The sequence below is a fragment of the Streptomyces roseifaciens genome (genome assembly GCF_001445655.1).
Lineage (GTDB): Bacteria > Actinomycetota > Actinomycetes > Streptomycetales > Streptomycetaceae > Streptomyces > Streptomyces aureoversilis.
The window spans coordinates 1,064,710-1,082,920 of sequence record NZ_LNBE01000003.1 but is presented as its reverse complement, the minus strand read 5'-3'; the positions used below and the strand labels follow the sequence as shown (position 1 = coordinate 1,082,920).

Annotated in this window: 21 protein-coding genes; 10 read left to right on the top strand and 11 right to left on the bottom strand. The window is 73.0% G+C overall.

Going from position 1 to position 18,211, the window contains the following annotated elements; all coding sequences use genetic code 11:
- Positions 1 to 78: 78 nt before the first annotated feature.
- The 5 genes from AS857_RS10570 to AS857_RS10555 all read right to left on the bottom strand — a co-directional run bounded on the left by AS857_RS10570 (position 79) and on the right by AS857_RS10555 (position 3,118).
- On the bottom strand, positions 79 to 1,041 hold the full coding sequence (locus tag AS857_RS10570) for an electron transfer flavoprotein subunit alpha/FixB family protein (protein ID WP_058042857.1): 963 nt from the start codon (positions 1,039 to 1,041) through the stop codon (positions 79 to 81).
- 57 nt (positions 1,042 to 1,098) lie between these two features.
- A complete protein-coding gene (locus AS857_RS10565; RefSeq protein ID WP_058042856.1) occupies positions 1,099 to 1,887 on the bottom strand; it encodes an electron transfer flavoprotein subunit beta/FixA family protein in 789 nt (262 codons plus the stop codon).
- A gap of 188 nt (positions 1,888 to 2,075) precedes the next feature.
- On the bottom strand, positions 2,076 to 2,579 hold the full coding sequence (locus AS857_RS10560) for a flavin reductase family protein (RefSeq protein WP_058044057.1): 504 nt from the start codon (positions 2,577 to 2,579) through the stop codon (positions 2,076 to 2,078).
- Between the two features lie 53 nt (positions 2,580 to 2,632).
- Positions 2,633 to 2,713, bottom strand: a complete 81-nt coding sequence (locus AS857_RS42325; RefSeq protein ID WP_372504660.1) for a putative leader peptide — start codon at positions 2,711 to 2,713, stop codon at positions 2,633 to 2,635.
- Between the two features lie 78 nt (positions 2,714 to 2,791).
- A complete protein-coding gene (locus AS857_RS10555) occupies positions 2,792 to 3,118 on the bottom strand; it encodes a TlpA family protein disulfide reductase (RefSeq protein ID WP_338058263.1) in 327 nt (108 codons plus the stop codon).
- Positions 3,119 to 3,445: 327 nt separating this feature from the next.
- On the opposite strand from AS857_RS10555, the gene AS857_RS10550 reads away from it, so the two are divergent.
- The gene (locus AS857_RS10550; protein WP_058042854.1) at positions 3,446 to 4,177 is read left to right on the top strand and encodes a lysophospholipid acyltransferase family protein; all 732 of its coding nucleotides are present in this window, start codon (positions 3,446 to 3,448) and stop codon (positions 4,175 to 4,177) included.
- Between the two features lie 118 nt (positions 4,178 to 4,295).
- Here the strand turns inward: AS857_RS10550 and AS857_RS10545 are convergent, their stop codons facing one another.
- Genes AS857_RS10545 through AS857_RS10535 form a run of 3 tightly spaced genes read right to left on the bottom strand, consistent with a single transcriptional unit; the run spans position 4,296 to position 7,557 of the window.
- Positions 4,296 to 5,378, bottom strand: coding sequence for a threonine aldolase family protein (locus AS857_RS10545; protein ID WP_107105547.1), 1,083 nt, complete (start codon positions 5,376 to 5,378; stop codon positions 4,296 to 4,298).
- Complete coding sequence (locus AS857_RS10540) at positions 5,375 to 6,136, bottom strand: SDR family NAD(P)-dependent oxidoreductase (RefSeq protein ID WP_058044056.1); 762 nt, start codon at positions 6,134 to 6,136, stop codon at positions 5,375 to 5,377. Before AS857_RS10540 ends, AS857_RS10545 begins: the two co-directional genes overlap by 4 nt.
- Before the next feature lie 23 nt (positions 6,137 to 6,159).
- Positions 6,160 to 7,557 (bottom strand): DUF6421 family protein, encoded by a 1,398-nt coding sequence (locus tag AS857_RS10535; RefSeq protein ID WP_173864742.1) that lies wholly within the window; start codon positions 7,555 to 7,557, stop codon positions 6,160 to 6,162.
- A 379-nt stretch (positions 7,558 to 7,936) separates the two neighbouring features.
- Here AS857_RS10535 and AS857_RS10530 point away from each other — a divergent pair, with 379 nt between their 5' ends.
- From AS857_RS10530 to AS857_RS10520, 3 genes are read left to right on the top strand one after another with little or no spacing between them, the layout of a single operon-like run.
- The gene (locus AS857_RS10530; RefSeq protein ID WP_058042852.1) at positions 7,937 to 8,887 is read left to right on the top strand and encodes an ABC transporter substrate-binding protein; all 951 of its coding nucleotides are present in this window, start codon (positions 7,937 to 7,939) and stop codon (positions 8,885 to 8,887) included.
- 44 nt (positions 8,888 to 8,931) lie between these two features.
- Positions 8,932 to 9,801 (top strand): amino acid ABC transporter permease, encoded by an 870-nt coding sequence (locus AS857_RS10525; RefSeq protein ID WP_058044054.1) that lies wholly within the window; start codon positions 8,932 to 8,934, stop codon positions 9,799 to 9,801.
- A complete protein-coding gene (locus AS857_RS10520; RefSeq protein WP_058042851.1) occupies positions 9,798 to 10,568 on the top strand; it encodes an amino acid ABC transporter ATP-binding protein in 771 nt (256 codons plus the stop codon). Before AS857_RS10525 ends, AS857_RS10520 begins: the two co-directional genes overlap by 4 nt.
- 107 nt (positions 10,569 to 10,675) lie before the next feature.
- Here AS857_RS10520 and AS857_RS10515 read toward each other — a convergent pair whose 3' ends face one another.
- Positions 10,676 to 11,218, bottom strand: coding sequence for a GNAT family N-acetyltransferase (locus tag AS857_RS10515; protein ID WP_058042850.1), 543 nt, complete (start codon positions 11,216 to 11,218; stop codon positions 10,676 to 10,678).
- Between the two features lie 225 nt (positions 11,219 to 11,443).
- On the opposite strand from AS857_RS10515, the gene AS857_RS10510 reads away from it, so the two are divergent.
- The 3 genes from AS857_RS10510 (at position 11,444) to AS857_RS10500 (ending at position 13,907) form a co-directional block, all read left to right on the top strand.
- Positions 11,444 to 12,034 carry a DUF5134 domain-containing protein gene (locus AS857_RS10510; protein ID WP_058042849.1) on the top strand — a complete coding sequence of 197 codons (591 nt, stop codon included), beginning with the start codon at positions 11,444 to 11,446 and terminating at the stop codon, positions 12,032 to 12,034.
- Between the two features lie 78 nt (positions 12,035 to 12,112).
- The gene (locus tag AS857_RS10505) at positions 12,113 to 13,063 is read left to right on the top strand and encodes a M56 family metallopeptidase (RefSeq protein ID WP_058042848.1); all 951 of its coding nucleotides are present in this window, start codon (positions 12,113 to 12,115) and stop codon (positions 13,061 to 13,063) included.
- A 142-nt stretch (positions 13,064 to 13,205) separates the two neighbouring features.
- Positions 13,206 to 13,907 carry a phosphatase PAP2 family protein gene (locus AS857_RS10500; RefSeq protein WP_058044053.1) on the top strand — a complete coding sequence of 234 codons (702 nt, stop codon included), beginning with the start codon at positions 13,206 to 13,208 and terminating at the stop codon, positions 13,905 to 13,907.
- 43 nt (positions 13,908 to 13,950) lie between these two features.
- Here AS857_RS10500 and AS857_RS10495 read toward each other — a convergent pair whose 3' ends face one another.
- The gene (locus AS857_RS10495; RefSeq protein WP_058042847.1) at positions 13,951 to 14,487 is read right to left on the bottom strand and encodes a hypothetical protein; all 537 of its coding nucleotides are present in this window, start codon (positions 14,485 to 14,487) and stop codon (positions 13,951 to 13,953) included.
- Between the two features lie 377 nt (positions 14,488 to 14,864).
- Between AS857_RS10495 and AS857_RS10490 the strand changes: the two genes are divergently transcribed.
- The 3 genes from AS857_RS10490 to AS857_RS10480 all read left to right on the top strand — a co-directional run bounded on the left by AS857_RS10490 (position 14,865) and on the right by AS857_RS10480 (position 17,807).
- Entirely contained in the window at positions 14,865 to 15,560 is a 696-nt protein-coding gene (locus AS857_RS10490) for an HAD family hydrolase (protein ID WP_058042846.1), read from the top strand.
- A gap of 148 nt (positions 15,561 to 15,708) precedes the next feature.
- On the top strand, positions 15,709 to 16,326 hold the full coding sequence (locus AS857_RS10485; RefSeq protein ID WP_058042845.1) for a TetR/AcrR family transcriptional regulator: 618 nt from the start codon (positions 15,709 to 15,711) through the stop codon (positions 16,324 to 16,326).
- A gap of 119 nt (positions 16,327 to 16,445) precedes the next feature.
- A complete protein-coding gene (locus AS857_RS10480; RefSeq protein ID WP_058042844.1) occupies positions 16,446 to 17,807 on the top strand; it encodes an FAD-dependent oxidoreductase in 1,362 nt (453 codons plus the stop codon).
- A gap of 25 nt (positions 17,808 to 17,832) precedes the next feature.
- On the opposite strand, the gene AS857_RS10475 is transcribed toward AS857_RS10480, so the two are convergent.
- Entirely contained in the window at positions 17,833 to 18,201 is a 369-nt protein-coding gene (locus AS857_RS10475; protein WP_058042843.1) for an ArsR/SmtB family transcription factor, read from the bottom strand.
- Between the last annotated feature and the right edge of the window lie 10 nt (positions 18,202 to 18,211).

Below are 18,211 nucleotides of genomic sequence, written 5' to 3'. Positions count from 1 at the left end.
CGGGCAGGGCCGTCCGTGCATGACGGGGCCCCCGCACGCCGTCGCGTACGGGGGCCTCGGCACGGTGGTGCCGCGGGGTCAGCCCTTGCGGGTCTTGACCTCGTCGGTCAGCTGCGGGACGACCTCGAAGAGGTCGCCGACCACGCCGTAGTCGACCAGGTCGAAGATCGGGGCCTCGGCGTCCTTGTTGACGGCCACGATGGTCTTCGAGGTCTGCATGCCGGCCCGGTGCTGGATGGCGCCGGAGATGCCCGCCGCGATGTACAGCTGCGGCGAGACGGACTTGCCGGTCTGGCCGACCTGGTTGGTGTGCGGGTACCAGCCGGCGTCCACGGCGGCGCGGGAGGCGCCGACGGCCGCGCCGAGCGAGTCGGCCAGGGCCTCGATGATCGAGAAGTTCTCGGCGCCGTTGACGCCGCGGCCGCCGGAGACCACGATCGCGGCCTCGGTCAGCTCGGGGCGGCCCGTCGACTCGCGCGGGGTGCGGGAGACGACCTTGGTGCCGGTGGACTTCTCGCCGAAGGCGACGGCGAGCTGCTCGACCGTGCCGGCGGCCTGGGCGGCCTCCGGAGCGGCGGAGTTGGGCTTGACGGTGATGACCGGGGTGCCCTTGGTGACGCGGGACTTGGTGGAGTACGAGGCCGCGAAGACGGACTGCGTGGCCACCGGGCCCTCGGCGCCGGCCTCCAGGTCGACGGCGTCGGTGATGATGCCGGAGCCGATGCGGACCGCGAGGCGGGCCGCGATCTCCTTGCCCTCGGCGGAGGACGGCAGCAGCACGGCGGCCGGCGAGACGGCGTTGTACGCGGCCTCCAGCGCGTCGACCTTCGGCGCGACGAGGTAGTCGGCGAACTCGGACGCGTCGGCCGCGAGGACCTTCACCGCGCCGTACTCGCCGAGCACGGCGGCCGCGGCGTCGGCACCGGCGCCCAGGTGCACGGCGACGGGCTCGCCGATGCGGCGGGCGAGGGTGAGCAGTTCGAGGGTGGGCTTGCGGACGGCGCCGTCCACGTGGTCGACGTAGACGAGGACTTCAGCCATGGCGTTGCTCCTGCGGAAAAAGTGGGGCGGGTGACGGTTCGTTCGGGATCAGAGAGCTCAGATGAACTTCTGGCCCGCGAGGAACTCGGCGAGCTGCTTGCCGCCCTCGCCCTCGTCCTTGACGACGGTGCCGGCCGTGCGGGCCGGGCGCTCCGTGGCCTCGTCGACCTTGGTCCAGGCACCCTCCAGGCCGACCTCCTCGGCCTCGAGGCCGAGGTCGGAGAGGTCCAGGGACTCCACCGGCTTCTTCTTGGCCGCCATGATGCCCTTGAAGGACGGGTAGCGGGCCTCGCCGGACTGGTCGGTCACGGAGACGACGGCCGGGAGGGAGGCCTCCAGCTGCTCGCTGGCGGCGTCGCCGTCGCGGCGGCCGGTGACCTTGCCGTCCTCGACCTTGACCTCGGAGAGCAGGGTGACCTGCGGGACGCCCAGGCGCTCGGCGAGCATCGCCGGGACGACGCCCATGCCGCCGTCGGTGGAGGCCATGCCGGAGACGACCAGGTCGTAGCCGACGTGCTCCAGGGCCTTGGCCAGCACCAGCGAGGTGCCGAGGGCGTCGGTGCCGTGGAGGTCGTCGTCCTCGACGTGGACGGCCTTGTCCGCACCCATGGAAAGCGCCTTGCGCAGCGCGTCCTTGGCGTCCTCGGGGCCGACGGTCAGGACGGTGATCTCCGCGTCGTCGTCGGCCGCCTCCTTGATCTGCAGCGCCTGCTCGACCGCGTACTCGTCGAGCTCCGAGAGCAGGCCGTCAACGTCGTCGCGGTCGACGGTCAGGTCTTCGGCGAAGTGCCGGTCGCCGGTGGCGTCGGGCACGTACTTCACAGTGACAACGATCCTCAAGCTCACGCCGGCTCTCCTACTGCATCGTCTCTTCGTAGCTGCCTTGGCAGGCAGCATAGGCGCCTTGTGGGGCGGATTCCGCCCGTGGCGGGCCGCGCCTCGAACGGAATGTTACTCGTCAGTACACCGACCCGTTCACCCGGGCGCAAGGCCGGTCGGCTGTGATCTGTCCAACGCGGGGAACGCGGGACGTCTCAGTCCCGCAGACCGTTGAAGCGCCCCTGGTGATAGACGAGCGGACGGCCCGCCCCCGCGGAGTCGCCCGCGACGACCTCGGCGAGCACGACCCGGTGGTCCCCGGCGGGCACCCGGGCCACCACGCGGCACACCAGCCACGCGAGGACGCCGTCCAGCAGCGGCACGCCCTCCGGCCCGGGACGCCAGCTCGTGGGCGCGGCGAAGCGGTCGGCACCGCTGCGCGCGAAGGTCGCGGCCAGCTCCCGCTGGTGCTCGCCGAGTATGTGCACGCCGACGTGTTCCGCCTCGGCGAGCACGGGCCAGCTGGACGAGCCGGTGCCCACCCCGAAGGAGACCAGGGGAGGCTCCGCGGCGACGGACGTCAGCGAGGTGGCCGTGAAGCCGACCGGGCGCGCACCCTGCGCGGTGATCACGGCGACGCCGGCGGCGTGCCGGCGGAAGACGGAGCGCAGCAGTTCGGGGGTGGCGAGGGAGGTGCCGAGCCCGGGCATGGCCGTCATGGAACTGTCCTTCTGCTGGAGGGTCGAGCCGATCCGAACGGTCGTCGCGTCGCTCACGCGCCCGGACAGCACGCGCTCGCCGTCCGCAGCAGGTCGACGTGCGCGCGTCCGTGGAGAAACGGTCCTGGCCACACGACGTCACACTGACGATTCGCGGTGCGGAGCGTCAAGGGCGGCCCGGGAGATGGGAGAGGGATCACGATCACCGCGGCTCACACCGCCGCGCCGAGCGCCGCGATGACGTCGGCCTTGCGCGGCTGCCCGGCCGCGCGGCGCACGATGCGGCCGGCGGCGTCGAGGACGAGGACGGTGGGCGTCGCGGTGATCTCCAGGGCCCGTACGAGGGCGAGGTGCGCCTCCGCGTCGACCTCGACGTGGGCGACCCCGCCGACCATGGCCACGACCTGCTCCAGGGTGCGCCTGGTCGCCCGGCAGGGCTGACAGAAGGCGCTGGAGAACTGCACGAGCGTGGCGCGCTCCCCCAGCTCCCCGCCGATGTCGGCGGCCTCCAGCCGCAGCCCCTCGTCGCCCTCGCGCAGCACGCTCCGCCCCGCCTTCCCGTTCCGTCCAGGCCTCGACCGGCCATGCGTCCCCAGGTGCAGCGCCATGGGCACCGGAGAAAATTCCGCCGCACCCGCCGGTGATTTCCGGCTGGTTTCCGGCCTACGTGATGAGGATCTCGCGGCCGCCGGGCCGTCCTCGCTGGCCCCGGGCCGGGCATTCAGGCACGATCTGCCAGAAGCCACACCCTACGGCCGCGTAACTTAGCCGGTACGCCGATGTACGGCGGGACAGCAGTACATCAGCAACAGAAGCAGCACTTCAGCCGGGAGTCCCCTCCCCAGGCCCGGAAGGAACCTCCCCCGATGGCAGAGCTCGTCTATCCCCCGGTGATCGGTGTCGCCCGCACCATGTTCAAGGCGCTCGACCTGCGCTTCGACATCCAGGGAACCGAGCACGTCCCGGCGCGGGGCGGGGCGGTCCTGGTGAGCAACCACATCGGCTACCTCGACTTCGTCTTCTGCGGCCTGACCGCCCGCCCCGCCAAGCGGCTGGTGCGGTTCATGGCGAAGGAGTCCGTCTTCCGGCACAAGGTGTCGGGGCCGCTGATGCGCGCGATGAAGCACATCCCCGTGGACCGCGCGGCCGGCATGGACGCCTACAAGCACGCGCTCTCGGCGCTGCGCTCGGGCGAGATCATCGGTGTCTTCCCGGAGGCGACGATCTCCCAGTCGTTCACGCTCAAGAACTTCAAGTCCGGCGCGGCGCGGCTCGCGCAGGAGGCCGGGGTGCCGCTGCTGCCGATGGCGCTGTGGGGCACCCAGCGGCTGTGGACCAAGGGTCACAAGCGCGACCTGGGCCGCAACCACGTGCCGATCACCATACGGGTCGGCGAGCCGATGACCGCCGACCCCGCCGAGCACGCGGACACCGTCACCGACCGGGTGCGCTCCCGGGTGCAGGATCTCCTGGAGGCGGCCCAGCGCGCCTATCCCGTGCGCCCCAAGGACGCGAACGACACCTGGTGGATCCCGGCCCACCTCGGCGGCACGGCGCCCGCACCGCACGCGGCGGCCGCCGCGGACCGGCGCGGCTAGGCCCCGTACAAATCCCACGGAACCGAAGGAGAAGCCCCCGGCCGCGAGCGCGGCCGGGGGCTTCTTGCTGCTCTTTTCCGCCCGTTCCCGCCGTTTCCGGACGGACGGGCGCGGGCCCCTACTGCCGGCCCATCTCCTCGGCGAGCGCCGCCGCGAAGGCGTCGACGTCGGCCTCGGTGGTGTCGAAGGAGCACATCCAGCGCACGTCGCCGGCGCCCTCGTCCCAGAAGTAGAAGCGGTAGCGCTTCTGCAGGCGCTCGCTCACGTCGTGCGGGAGCCGGGCGAAGACGGCGTTGGACTGCACCGGGTGCAGGACCTCCACGCCCTCGACGGTCCGCACGCGCTCGGCCAGGCGCGCGGCCATGGCGTTGGCGTGCGAGGCGCTGCGCAGCCACAGGTCGCCGCTGAGCAGGGCCTCGAACTGGGCCGAGACGAACCGCATCTTGGAGGCGAGCTGCATGGACATCTTGCGCAGGTGCTTCATCGCCCGCACCGCGTCCGGGTTCAGGACGACGACGCACTCGCCGAAGACCATGCCGTTCTTCGTGCCGCCGAAGGAGAGCACGTCCACGCCGGCGTCGGTGGTGAAGGCCCGCAGCGGCACGCCGAGCGTGGCCGCGGCGTTGGCGATGCGCGCGCCGTCGAGGTGGACCTTCATGCCCCGCTCGTGGGCGTGGTCGCAGATCTCCCGGATCTCCTCGGGCGTGTAGCACGTGCCCAGCTCGGTGGTCTGGGTGATCGACACGACCTGGGGCTGCGCCCGGTGCTCGTCGTCCCAGCCGAAGGCCTCGCGGTCGATCAGCTCCGGGGTGAGCTTGCCGTGCTCGGTGGGCACGGTCAGCAGCTTCAGGCCGCCGACGCGCTCGGGCGCACCGCACTCGTCGACGTGGATGTGCGCGCTGCCGGCGCAGATCACCGCGCCCCAGCGCTCGGTCAGGGCCTGGAGGGCGACGACGTTGGCGCCCGTCCCGTTGAAGACCGGGAACGCCTCGGCGGTGGGGCCGAAGTGCCCGCGCATCACGTCCTGGAGGTGGGCGGTGTAGTCGTCCTCGCCGTAGGAGACCTGGTGGCCGCCGTTGGCGAGGGCGAGCGCCGCGAGGATCTCGGGGTGCGCGCCCGCGTAGTTGTCGCTGGCGAAGCCGCGCACCTCGGGGTCGTGCCGGCGTATCGCGTCGGTCGCGGCCGACGGGGTCGTGCTCACGCTTGCGGAGTCAGCCACAGACGGGTTCCGTTCACTTCCTGGGCGGGCTTTTCCCACACGCCGACGATGGCCTCGGCGAGGTCCTTGACGTCGGTGAAGCCCGCGAACTTCGCGTTCGGGCGCTCGGCGCGCATGGCGTCGTGCACCAGTGCCTTGACGATCAGAATGGCGGCGGCGGCCGACGGCGCGTCCTCGCCCGCAGCCTTGCGGAAGGAGTCGGCGAGGGCGAGCGTCCACGCCTCGGCGGCGGCCTTGGAGGCGGCGTAGGCGGCGTTGCCCGCGGTGGGCTTGCTGGCGCCCGCCGCGCTGATGAGCAGGAACCGGCCGTTTCCGCTGCGCTGCAGGGCGGGCTCGAAGGCCAGCGAGGTGTGCTGCACGGTGCGGATGAGCAGCTTCTCGAGCAGCTCCCAGTCGGCGAGGTCGGTCTCGGCGAAGGAGGCCGAGCCGCGCCAGCCGCCCACGAGGTGGACCAGGCCGTCGATGCGGCCGAACTCCTTCTCGGTGCGGTCCACCCAGCGGCGCGTGGCCTCCAGGTCCAGCAGGTCCACGGTGTCGCCCGTGACGGTGGCACCGCCGTGGGCGTAGCGGGCGGCGTCCACGGCCTCGGCGAGGCGGGCGGCGTCCGCGTCGGAGGCGACGACCGTGGCACCGGCCTCGGCCAGTCGCAGCAGCGTGGCACGGCCCGCGGGGCCCGCGGCCCCCGCCACGGCCACGACGGCGCCGTCCAGCCGGCCGTTGCCGTTGGTGGGAGTGCTCATGGTCGTCTCCTTCGTCTGCTCGCTCACGCGGCCACCTGCTCGGCCTTCGCCGCGGTGATCCCCTTGGTCGAGGCGATCACGTGACGCAGCTTCTTGGCAAGCGCCTCGTAGAACATGCTGAGCGGGAACTCGTCCGGCAGCACGTCGTCCACGAGCTTGCGGGGCGGCTGGGTGAGGTCGAGGGCCTCGGGACCCTTGGCCCAGACGGAGCCGGGGTGCGGGGCGAGGTAGGTGGAGACCAGCTCGTAGGCGGCGAGCCAGTGGACCAGCTTGGGCCGGTCGATGCCGTCGCGGTAGAGCTTCTCGATCTCGCCGCAGAGCTGGTTGGTGACCTGCGGGGCGCGGTCCCAGTCGATGTGCAGAGTGTTGTCCGTCCAGCGTACGACGTCGTGCCGGTGGAGGTACGCGAAGAGCAGCTGACCGCCGAGCCCGTCGTAGTTGCGGACGCGGTCGCCGGTGACCGGGAAGCGGAACATCCGGTCGAAGAGGACGGCGTACTGCACGTCACGGCCGTGCGCGTTGCCCTCGGCCTCCAGCTTCACGGCCTCCTTGAAGGCCGTGAGGTCGCAGCGCAGCTCCTCCAGGCCGTACATCCAGAACGGCTGCCGCTGCTTGATCATGAAGGGGTCGAACGGCAGGTCGCCGTGGCTGTGCGTGCGGTCGTGGACCATGTCCCACAGGACGAAGGCCTGCTCGCAGCGGTGCTGGTCGCCGACCATCTCCTGGATGTCGGCGGGGAGCTCCAGGCCGAGGGCGGAGACGGCCGCCTCGGTGACCCGGCGGAAGCGGGCCGCCTCGCGGTCGCAGAAGATGCCGCCCCAGGTGAAGCGCTCGGGGGCCTCGCGGACGGCGATGGTCTCCGGGAAGAGCACGGCGGAGTTGGTGTCGTAGCCCGCGGTGAAGTCCTCGAAGGTGATGCCGAGGAAGAGCGGGTTGTCGTAGCGGGTGCGCTCCAGCTCGGAGAGCCACTCGGGCCAGACCATGCGCAGGACGACGGCCTCGAAGTTCCGGTCGGGGTTGCCGTTCTGGGTGTACATCGGGAAGACGACCAGGTGCTGGCGGCCGTCCTCGCGGTGGGCGGCCGGCTGGAAGGCCAGCAGCGAGTCGAGGAAGTCCGGCACGGCAAAGCCGGTGTCGGCCCAGCGGCGCAGGTCCGCGACCAGGGCCGTGTGGTAGGCGGAGTCGTGCGGGACGAGCGGCGAGAGCTGCTCGACGGCCTCCACGACCCGCTCCACCTGGGCCCGGACGGCCTCGCCCGGTGGGGCGCCCTCCGCGGTGAGGTCGATGGAGCCGTCCTGGGACTGCCAAGGCCGGATCGTTTCCACGGCGTCCTTGAGAACCCCCCACGCGGGGTGATCGATCACCGGGTCGGCGGCCGAATTGTCGGTCGCTATCGCCGACGACGCAAGGATTTCCGTCATGGCTGCCCCTCCTCGGGAGAACTTGGTGTTAAGACACCGTATCCGTGCGCGCTTCTCCCGCTCAAGAGGGGAGGCCATAAATTATCCTGCCGAACCCCCGGTCGGGCCGCCGTTTTTCCTGCACACCTCCGCCATATGTGTACCCATGGGGATGTTTCTGCCACAGCAGTCCCACAGGCCCCATGAGCTGTTCTAGCCGAGATCCGGCCATTCCCCGGGTCCACCCGGCCGTGCACCGCCCCCGGACGCCCCTGTCCCCGTCCCCCGGGCCTACCCCCGCGCCGCCGGTGAATTCATGAAAGTGCAACAGTCTTCCGCTATGCGGACGGTCGGCGGTCCGACCTGGACAGGGCCATGATCACGCTGCCAGTCTCCCGCCATGCCCGTCGTCACCCGGCCCACGCGCCGCACCGCCACCCCGGCCGCGCCCGCCACCCACCGCCGCACGGCCCCCCTCGCCGCCTGCCTCGCCGTCCTGCTCACGGCCGCCGCCGGCTGTGCTCCCCAGGACGACACCGATTCCGCCTCCGGCTCCGGCTCCGGCTCCGCGAAGTCCTCCTCCGCACCGTCCGCGGCGGCGTGCACGAAGGAGAAACTGGCCACGCAGACCTCCGGCAAGCTGACCTTCGGCACCGACAAGCCCGCCTACGCGCCCTGGTTCCAGGACGACGACCCCTCCAACGGCAAGGGCTTCGAATCGGCCGTCGCCTACGCGCTGGCCGAGCGGCTCGGGTACGGCCGGGCCGACGTGGCCTGGCAGACCGTTCCGTTCAACACGGCCGTCGCCCCGGGCGCCAAGAAGTTCGACCTCGACATCAACCAGATCTCCGTCAGCGACGAGCGCCGCCGGGCCGTCGACTTCTCCTCCGGCTACTACGACGTCCGCCAGGCCGTCATCGCCCTCAAGGACTCCCCCGCCGCCAAGGCCCGGAGCGCAGCCGACCTCAAGCACGTCAAGCTCGGCGCCCAGGTCGGCACCACCAGCCTCGACGTCGTGAACGACGTCATCGGGCCCGACCGGCCGCCCGCCGTCTTCCAGAAGAACGACTACGCCAAGACCGCGCTCAAGAACGGCCAGGTCGAGGCGATCGTCGTCGACCTGCCGACCGCCTTCTACATCACCTCCGCCGAGGTCCGGGACGCCCGCATCGTCGGCCAGTTCGGCAGCGCGGGAGACAAGCCCGAGCAGTTCGGCTTCGTCCTCGACAAGGGCAGCCGCCTCACCTCGTGCGTCTCCGGCGCCGTCGACTCCCTCCGCAAGGACGGCACGCTCGCCCGGCTGGAGAAGACGTGGCTCTCCGAGGCCGCCGACGCCCCGGTGCTCAAGTGAGCCCCGGGGAAGCGGCCGCCGTCCCCGAGGGCACCGCACCGTCCCTGACGAAGGAAGCCGCCGAGGACACCTACACCCCCTCGGCGCGCCGCCTGGAGCGGGAGCGCTTCAAACGCGCCCGGGCACGCCGCGCCACGGCCGTCGCCGCGTCCAGCACGCTGATCACGGGCGCCGTGCTGTTCCTCGCCGTCGTCAACTCCCCCGGCTGGCAGCGCACCCGTGAAACGTTTCTCAGCGGGCACTACGCGCGCGAGGCGCTGCCCAAGGTCCTCGACGGACTGTGGCTGAACCTGCGCCTGCTGGTCGTCTGCGGAGCGGCCGTGCTCGTCCTCGGGCTGCTGATAGCGGTCGCCCGTACGCTGCGCGGCCCCGTCTTCTTCCCCCTGCGCGCGCTCGCCACCGCCTACACCGACTTCTTCCGCGGGCTGCCGCTCGTGATCTGCCTGCTGATGGTCGTCTTCGGCGTCCCGGCCCTGCGGCTGCAGGGCGTGACGACCGACCCGGTGCTGCTGGGCGGGACCGCGCTCGTCCTGACGTACTCGGCCTACGTCGCCGAGGTCTTCCGTGCGGGCATCGAGTCCGTGCACCCCAGCCAGCGCGCCGCCGCCCGCTCGCTGGGCCTCAGCGCCCGGCAGACCCTGCGCCACGTCATCCTGCCGCAGGCCGTGCGCCGGGTCGTGCCGCCGCTCCTCAACGACCTGGTGTCCCTGCAGAAGGACACCGGCCTCGTCTCGATCGCCGGCGCGGTGGACGCCGTCTACGCGGCGCAGATCCTCTCCAGCAAGAGCTTCAACTACACGCCGTACGTCGTCGCCGGGCTCATCTTCGTCGCCCTCACCATCCCCATGACCCGGTTCACCGACTGGGTCACGGCACGGACGGACCGCCGGCGGGCACAGGGAGGGATCGTATGAGCACCGTGACGGACACCGCTCCGGAGCCCGTGCTGCGGATGGAGGCCGTGCGCAAGACCTTCGGCGGCACGGTCGTGCTGCGCGACGTGGACCTGGAGGTCGCCCCGCACACGGTGACCGCGCTCATCGGCGCCTCCGGATCGGGCAAGTCGACGCTGCTGCGCTGCGCCAACCTGCTGGAGGAGATCGACGACGGCGCGATCCTCCTCGACGGCGAGGACATCACCGACCCGCGCGTGGACCCCGACGCCGTCCGCCGCCGCATCGGCGTCGTCTTCCAGGCCTACAACCTCTTCCCGCACATGACCGTGCTCGACAACATCACGCTGGCGCCGCGGCGGGTGCACGGCGTCGCCCGCGCGGAGGCCGAGGAGCGGGCGCGGGAGCTCCTGGAGCGGCTCGGGCTGGGCGGCAAGGCCGGCGAGTACCCGGACCGGCTCAGCGGCGGCCAGCAGCAGCGGGTGGCGATCGTACGGGCGCTCGCCGGCCGGCCCCGGCTGCTGCTCCTGGACGAGATCACCGCCGCCCTCGACCCCGAGCTCGTCGGGGAGGTGCTGGGCGTCGTGCGCGACCTCAAGGAGGACGGCATGACGATGGTCCTGGCCACCCACGAGATGGGCTTCGCCCGGGACGTCGCCGACCAGGTGTGCTTCCTGGACGGCGGGGTCGTGCTGGAGCGCGGCACCCCCGCCGAGGTCTTCGGCGCACCGCGGCAGGAGCGCACCCGGAAGTTCCTGCGGCGGATCGTGGAGGCGGGCCGGCTGTGAGGTAGGCCGACCATGAGTAAGGGGCTCTGCCCATTGAGCAGAGCCCCTTACTCACCGTCCTTGACGGGGGTGGCACTCACCACCCTGGACGGGGGTGACGCCGGCCGTCAGACCAGTTCCTTGATCAGCAGTTCGAACTCGAGGTCGTCGCGCTGCGGGACGCCGAAGCGCTCGTCGCCGTACGGGAACGGGCTCATCCGCCCGGTGCGCCGGTAGCCGCGCCGCTCGTACCAGGCGATCAGCTCGTCCCGCTGCTTGATCACGGTCATGTGCATCTCGGTCGCGCCCCAGTCGGCGCGGACGAGCCGCTCGGCCTCCGCGATGACGACCTTGCCGAGCCCGCCGCCCTGCATCGCCGGGCTGACGGCGAACATCCCGAAGTACGCGTGGGTACCCCGGTGTTCGAGCTGGCAGCAGGCCACTATCCGGTCGCCCCGCTCGACCACGAGCAGGCGGCTGCCCGGGTCCGTCACCACAGCCTCGACGCCGTCGGGGTCGGTGCGCTGGCCCTCCAGCAGGTCCGCCTCGGTCGTCCAGCCGGCGCGGCTCGCGTCACCGCGGTAGGCCGACTCGACGAGGGCGACGAGAACGGGCACGTCCTCGACGGTCGCGTCCCGGAAGGTCGTCTCCGTGCTGCTGGTGGTTTCCATCGTGTTCCTGAGGTCCTCTCCGTACGGTTCCGGCTCCACGTGCACACTAACCCGGGCCCCGGGGTACGCCAGCGGGCCCTTGCGCGCCCCTGACATGCCACCGCGCGTGCGCGGGCGCATTTTCATGGACTCCAGCGCTCCTCCAATGCGCCTGTGCGCTCCCATGTGCTCGCGCCCCCGGGGGAATCAACCGGAGGTGGATCTGCACGTCCGGGGAGGTGCGCCGTGCACGGACCGCCGCTGATCGGCTGGCTGCTCGTGGCAGTGTGCGCCGCGACGGGCGCGTACTGCCTGGTGCGCCTCCGCGCGGGTGCGGGAGGAGAGCGCCGGGCCGTGGGGGGCGATGCCCTGATGGGGCTCGGCATGGCGGCCATGGCCGTGCCGCCCGCCGTTCTGGACACCCGGCCCTGGGGCGCGCTGCTGTTCGCCGTCGTCTTCGGCGCGGCCGGGGTCCACGCGCTGGTGGGCGTGGCGCGGGGCCGCGCGGACAGCCACCATCTCCACCACGCCGTGGGCGCGTTCGCCATGGTCTACATGGCGCTCGCGATGGCGGGCCCCCCGATGGGCGGCCGCGCGGAGCACACGGGAGCGGCGGCGGCCACGCACGCCGCGACCGCACATGTCCCGGCCGGCACCCCCCTGCTGACGGGCCTGCTGCTGGTGTACTTCGCCGTGTACGTGGTGCGCACGGTGGCCGTGCTCGTCCCCGTCACCGTGGCCGCCGGGCAGGTCTCCTGGCCGGGCCGGCCGGACCTCACCCACGCCTGCAGACTGTCCATGGGCATCGGCATGCTGGCGATGCTGCTGACGCTGTGAGCCCGCGCCCCGTGGCATGCATCACTTCGCGCACCGGACCGTACCCGTGGGTGCGGCCCCGCTCATAGGCTGACGGCCATGATGGTCCCGCTCGCGCTGCTGGTCCTCGGCGCACTGGTCGCGGCGATGGCTCCGCGCGTGCTGACCCGTTCCGACTGGCCCGACCGCGAGCCGGTCGTGGCCCTGTGGGTGTGGCAGTGCGCGGTGGCGGCCGTGCTGCTGTGCTGTCTGCTCGCCATGGCGCTGAGCGCCGCGGCGGCCTGGGAGGCCGTGCGCGGGCACGTCTTCGGTATCGCTCCGCACGGCGTGGTCGAGGCCTACGCCCTCACCGCCTACGGTGCGTGGGCCGCGCCGCTGGCCGTGGCGCTGGCGAGCGGCGCCGTGTGGACGGCCGCGATGCTGACCCGTGAGATCAGCTGGTCGCGCGCCCGCCGCCGGCAGCGCCGCGCGGAACTGCTCGTCCGCTCCCCCCGGCTGCCCGGCGAGGAGCCCGGAGGGGACCGGCTCGTGGTGCTGGAGGGCGACCGCGCCGACGCGTGGTGGCTGCCCGGCGGCGCCGCGCCGCAGCTGGTGATCACGACCGGCGCGCTGCGCCGCCTCAAGGGCCCCCAGCTCGACGCGGTGCTGGCCCACGAGCAGGGGCACGCCCGGGCCCGGCACCACTGGCTGCTGCACGTCTCCTCGGCCCTGGCCAACGGCTTCCCCCAGGTCCCGGTGTTCGCCGCGTTCCGCGACCAGGTGCACCATCTGGTGGAGCTGGCGGCGGACGACTCGGCGTCGCGGCGCTTCGGCCGCCTGACCACTGCGCTCGCCCTGGTGGAACTGAACGAGGACCGCGGGGTGTTCGGGCCGTGCCCGACGCAGCTCTCCCAGGTGCCGACGCGGGTGCACCGTCTGCTGGCCCCAGCCCCCAGGCTGACGGCCGCGCGGCGGCTGCGGCTGTCGGCGGTCGCGGCGCTGGTGCCCGCGGTGCCGCTGCTGGTGACGTTCGTACCGGGCCTCAGCGTCCTGACCCGGTCCGGGTCGTAACACCGGTCCGGGTCGTAACGCCCGCCTCGGACGTAGCGCCGGCCCCGGTCGTAACGCCCGACCGGGCGCAGACCGGACCGGGCCGCAGGAGCGGTGGCCAGGAGTGGTGGCCCCTCCGGCCCCCATGCGCGAGGATCTGCTGATGAACGCCCCTCCGCGCCCTTCGCCTGCACTCCCCCGCTCCCCGTCCCTCATCCGACCGGCGCCGATCCCGGCCGGGCTCGTCCTCGCGGCCGTCTTCGGCGTCCTGCTCGCCCTGGTCGCGGGCGCGTGGGAGCCGCTCGCCTCGCTGGACCGGAACGTCGCGAACGGATTGCATCCGGTGGCCGTGGAGCACCGGGGCTGGACCCGGTTCGTCCGCGTGCTCTCCGACTGGCTGTGGGACCCGTGGACGATGCGCGCCGCCCTGGCCCTGGCGGTCCTGTGGCTCCTGCGCCGACGCGACCTGCTGCTCGCCGCCTGGATCGCCGGGACGTCGGCCCTGGGCACCGCTCTGCAGCAGGGCATCAAGGCGGCGGTGGGGAAGGACCGTCCGAGCTGGCCGGACCCGGTGGCGACCGCGCACTACGCGGCGTTCCCCTCGGGTCACGCCCTGTCGGCGACGGTCGCGTGCGGGCTGCTGGTGTGGCTGCTGTGGAGGTACGGCGCACGGGCACGGGGCCTGCGCGCCGCTGCCGCGGCGGGCGCGGTGTCGGTGCTAGGAGTGGGCCTGACCCGGCTGTACCTGGGCGTCCACTGGGCGTCGGACGTCCTGGGCGGCTGGCTGCTGGGCGCGGCGCTCGTGGCCGCCTCGGTGGGGCTGTTCGGCACGGTGACGCGGCGGCGGGGCGGCAGTGGAGCGTGAGCGGGCCGCCCGTCGCCTGCCCGCACGGCGACGGGCTTGACGGCTACAGCTGCTCGGGGGCGAACCCGGGTGGCACTGCACCCGGCCCCACTGCCAGGACTGTCGCACCGGTCAGCTTGTCGATCGTCACATAGCGAGCGGAGTGATCGACCCCTTCGGGGACGTGGTACTCGAGGGCGGCGGGATCCTCGGACATGCGCCCGTAGGTGCTCACCTCGAAGCGCACCCCGTACCAGTGCGGAGCGCTCTGGCTGCTCTGCGCATGGCGGGCGCAGCTGAGCAGCATCCTCTTGACGGGCTCTTCGAAGGCTCCGTTGAACCGGCGGTTCGTCGTGTTCGTCATGGGCGTCATGTTCCGTGAGATGCCGGGCCCTCCCAGGTTGTCGTTCCACAGGTGGCCCTTCACCCAGCCCCCGCCGTCCCGCTGATTGAGCTCGTCCACGATGGTGCACTCGCCCTCCCGCGGCGGGCTCCCGAGATAGGTGTTCCCGGGAGCCATGACGCTGGGACCGATGACGACCACGACCGACGTCCCGCCCGTACGCCCGTCATCCGCGCCGTAGTGCGGGCCGTCCCACACGTGCCGTTGTCTGTCCCAGGCCGGGTACGGCAGGCTCCCGGTCCCGCCACGCGTCGCAACACGCTGGACCGGTTCCGTCCCCCGCTCCCGCATCCGGGCCACCGCAGCGTTGCCGGCCGTGCGGTGCAACCCCAGCACGGCTGCCGCCCCCGCTGCGGCGGGCCCTGCCGTCCCCACCGCCGGGCCGCGGCCCTCGGTGCTGGAACTCTCTTCCGAATGTGGACCTCTCACGTGCACCGGACGGACCCTCCTCGGAAACTGGGGACGGCTGTCTCTCCCACTAATACGCGAAAGGCTGGGCGCATGACGGGACTTCACGGGCAACACCGGCGAGAAGTCGCCACGGCACGGCAGGCGACGACGGCAGGGGCGGGATCATGACGGTCAAGGGGGTGCTCTTCGACTTCTCCGGCACGCTCTTCCGCGTCGAGCCCACCGCGTCGTGGCTGGCCGCAGCGCTGGAGCGCGCCGGTGTACGCATGAGCGAGGCCGAGGCGGCCCGGACCGCCGAGCAGCTGGAGGAGGCGGGCGCCCTTCCGGGGGGCGGGAACCCGCTCTCCGTACCCCCGCACCTGGCCGGGCTGTGGGCCGGGCGGGACCGCAGCGCGGAGCAGCACCGCGCCGCGTACACGGGGCTGGCGCGCGAGGTGCCGCTGCCCCGGCCGGAGCTCTACGACGTGCTGTACGAGCGGCACATGGAGCCGGCGGCCTGGCGCCCGTACGCCGATGCGCCCGGGGTCCTGGGGGAGCTGCGGCGGCGCGGGATACGAACGGCCGTGGTGAGCAACATCGGCTGGGACCTGCGGCCGGTGTTCCGTACGCACGGCCTGGACGCCTGCGTGGACGCCTACGCGCTGTCCTTCGAGCACGGGGTGCAGAAGCCCGATCCCCGGCTCTTCCTGGTGGCCTGTCAGGCGCTGGGGCTGGCGCCCGAAGAGGTGCTGATGGTGGGTGACGACCGCCGGGCCGACGGGGGTGCCGCGGCGCTCGGCTGTGCGGTGCACCTGGTGGACCACCTGCCGGTCGGGGAGCGGCCCGCCGCTCTGCGCCCGGTGCTCGGCCTGCTCGGCTGACAGGCCCGGTTGCCACGCTGGTCTGGGCGGTCCCCCGCGCCGCCCAGGCCAGCCGACACGCCGGTGCCGCACCACGCCGGGGGCGGGCAGGGCACCGGATACCCCCTGAGTATATTGGCCCGGAGCCAGTCAACGCAGGAGTTGTGGAATGTCCCCGCGCAGCGCGTCGGCCAACGAGGAGATGCGCCGCCGTTCCCGTGAGCGGCTGCTCCGGGCGACGGTCGAGCTCGTCGGTGAACACGGGTACGAGGCGACGACGCTCGCCGACATCGCCGACCGGGCCGGCACGGCGCGCGGCCTGGTCTCGTACTACTTCCCCGGCAAGCGGCAGTTGCTGCAGTCGGCGGTGCACCGGGTGATGCATCTGGAGCTCGAGGCGGGCCTGGAGCGCGCCCCGTGCGCCCGGGACGGCCGCGAGCGCCTCGCACGGGCGATCGACGCGATCCTGGGGCTCGCGCGGGACCGCCCCCTGCTGATGCGCACCCACATGGCCGGGATCCTCCAGGCGGAGGGCTTCATCCAGTGCCCCGAGCAGCAGCGCCTCGCGCGCCTGCTGCACGACACGGTGGCGGCCTACGGCTCCCCCGACCCCGACGCGGACTACCCGCTGCTGCGCGCCCTGCTGATGGGCGCCGTCGTGGCGGTCCTGCTGCCGGGCGCGCCCATGCCGTTCGAGAGGCTGCGGGCGGAGCTCTTCCAGCGCTACGGCCTCGACTGGGAGCTCGGCGTCCCGCCCGGTCCCGGGCCCCCGCCCGCGGGCGCCTGACCCGTCCGGCCCGACGGAACCGGCCACGCGCACGCGCCGCACTCCCGTACCGCGGCTCGCGGTGCGATCCTGGAGGGACCTGCGGGACATCTGCGGACGTCTGCGGAAAGGGGCCCACCGTGCTTCGCATCGCCGTGGTCGGGTCGGGGCCGAGCGGGGTCTACACCGCTCAGGCCCTGGTGCAGCAGCAGGACGTCCCCGGCGTGACGGTGGACGTCCTGGACCGGCTGCCCTGCCCGTACGGGCTGGTGCGCTACGGCGTCGCCCCGGACCACGAGAAGATCAAGTCCCTGCAGGGCAACCTGCGGGACGCCATGGAGCACCCGGCCATCACGTTCTTCGGCAACGTCCCGGTGGGGGACGACCCGCGCGGCCTCCCGCCGCGGCGGCTGCTGGAGCTCTACCACGCGGTCGTCTACTGCGTCGGGGCCGCGGCCGACCGGCGGCTCGGCATCCCCGGCGAGGACCTGGCCGGCAGCTTCTCGGCCACCGAGTTCGTCTCGTGGTACAGCGCCCACCCCGACACGGCGCCGGACGGGTTCGTGCTGGGCGCGCGCTCCGCGGTCGTCATCGGCGTGGGCAACGTGGCCGTCGACGTCGCCCGCGTGCTGGCGCGCGGCGCGGGCGAACTGCACGGGACCGACGTGCCCCACGCCGCGCTGTCCGCCCTCGCGGCCAGCCGGGTGACGGACATTCACATGGTCGGCCGGCGCGGCCCGTCGCAGGCGAAGTTCACCACGAAGGAGCTGCGCGAGCTGGGCGCGCTGTCCGGCGCCGAGACGCTCGTACGGGCGGAGGAGGCGGCGCTCGACCCCGCGTGGGACGATCCCGCCGGGCTGCCCGCGGTGGGGCGGCGCAACGTCGAGGTGCTGCGGGGCTGGGCCGAACGGCCGCCCGGCGGCCGCCCGCGCCGCATCCACCTGCGGTTCTTCCTCCGCCCCGCCGCGCTGCTCGCCGGTGGTGACGGCGCGGTGCGCGCCGTGCGCTTCGAGCGGACCGCGCCGGACGGGCGCGGGGGCGTCGCCGGCACGGGCGAGTTCGAGGACGTCGAGGCCCAGCTGGTGCTGCGCTCAGTGGGCTACCGCGGGGTGCCGATCGCGGGGCTGCCGTTCGACGCGGAGCTGGGGATCGTGCCCCATGCGGCGGGCCGGGTGCTGCGGGACGGCGTCCCGTCGCCGGGCGAGTACGTGGCGGGGTGGATCAAGCGCGGCCCGACGGGCGTGATCGGCACGAACCGCTCGTGCGCGAAGGAGACGGTGACGTCCCTGCTGGCCGACGCCGGGGCGCTCGCGGCACGCCGGCCCGCGCCGGTGAAGGACGCGCACGCCGTCCTGCGGGCGGCGGGGCGGGAGCCGGTGGAGTGGCCGGGCTGGCTGGCGATCGAGGCCGCGGAGGCCGCTCTCGGGGAGGGGCTGGGCCGCGGTCCGGTGAAGATCCCGGACTGGGAGGGGCTGCTGTCGGCGGCCCGCGCCCGCAGCTGATCCCCGGGCGCCCGTCCCGGCCCGGTCAGGACGGGACGCCGAGGCGGGACGCCTGGTGTCCGGCCGCCGTGAGGAGGGCGGCGAGCAGGCCCGGGAAGAGCGCTTCGAGATCGTCGCGGCGCAGGGCGTTCATCTTCGCCGTGCCCCGGTAGGTCTGCCGGACCACGCCGCTCTCGCGCAGCACCCGGAAGTGGTGCGTCGTCGTCGACTTGCTCACGGGGAGGTCGAAGACCGAACAGTTCAACTCGCCCTCGACCGCGGCGAGGGCGCACACGATCTGCAGGCGCATGGGGTCGGAGAGCGCGTGCAGCACGCCTTCCAGGCGGATCTCCGCGCGGTCGGGGTGCTCCAGGGATCGGCCGCTCGACGACGGCCGGTTCTGCTGTGCTGGCACGGCTGCTCCT

What these genes read in the sequence shown, in the direction of transcription:
- AS857_RS10570 (WP_058042857.1), bottom strand. Translation starts at nt 1,041, where the DNA reads ATGGCTGAAGTCCTCGTCTACGTCGACCACGTGGACGGCGCCGTCCGC.
- AS857_RS10560 (WP_058044057.1), bottom strand. Translation starts at nt 2,579, where the DNA reads ATGACGGCCATGCCCGGGCTCGGCACCTCCCTCGCCACCCCCGAACTG.
- AS857_RS10550 (WP_058042854.1), top strand. Translation starts at nt 3,446, where the DNA reads ATGGCAGAGCTCGTCTATCCCCCGGTGATCGGTGTCGCCCGCACCATG.
- AS857_RS10540 (WP_058044056.1), bottom strand. Translation starts at nt 6,136, where the DNA reads ATGAGCACTCCCACCAACGGCAACGGCCGGCTGGACGGCGCCGTCGTG.
- AS857_RS10535 (WP_173864742.1), bottom strand. Translation starts at nt 7,557, where the DNA reads ATGACGGAAATCCTTGCGTCGTCGGCGATAGCGACCGACAATTCGGCC.
- AS857_RS10530 (WP_058042852.1), top strand. Translation starts at nt 7,937, where the DNA reads ATGCCCGTCGTCACCCGGCCCACGCGCCGCACCGCCACCCCGGCCGCG.
- AS857_RS10520 (WP_058042851.1), top strand. Translation starts at nt 9,798, where the DNA reads ATGAGCACCGTGACGGACACCGCTCCGGAGCCCGTGCTGCGGATGGAG.
- AS857_RS10515 (WP_058042850.1), bottom strand. Translation starts at nt 11,218, where the DNA reads ATGGAAACCACCAGCAGCACGGAGACGACCTTCCGGGACGCGACCGTC.
- AS857_RS10505 (WP_058042848.1), top strand. Translation starts at nt 12,113, where the DNA reads ATGATGGTCCCGCTCGCGCTGCTGGTCCTCGGCGCACTGGTCGCGGCG.
- AS857_RS10500 (WP_058044053.1), top strand. Translation starts at nt 13,206, where the DNA reads ATGAACGCCCCTCCGCGCCCTTCGCCTGCACTCCCCCGCTCCCCGTCC.
- AS857_RS10490 (WP_058042846.1), top strand. Translation starts at nt 14,865, where the DNA reads ATGACGGTCAAGGGGGTGCTCTTCGACTTCTCCGGCACGCTCTTCCGC.
- AS857_RS10485 (WP_058042845.1), top strand. Translation starts at nt 15,709, where the DNA reads ATGTCCCCGCGCAGCGCGTCGGCCAACGAGGAGATGCGCCGCCGTTCC.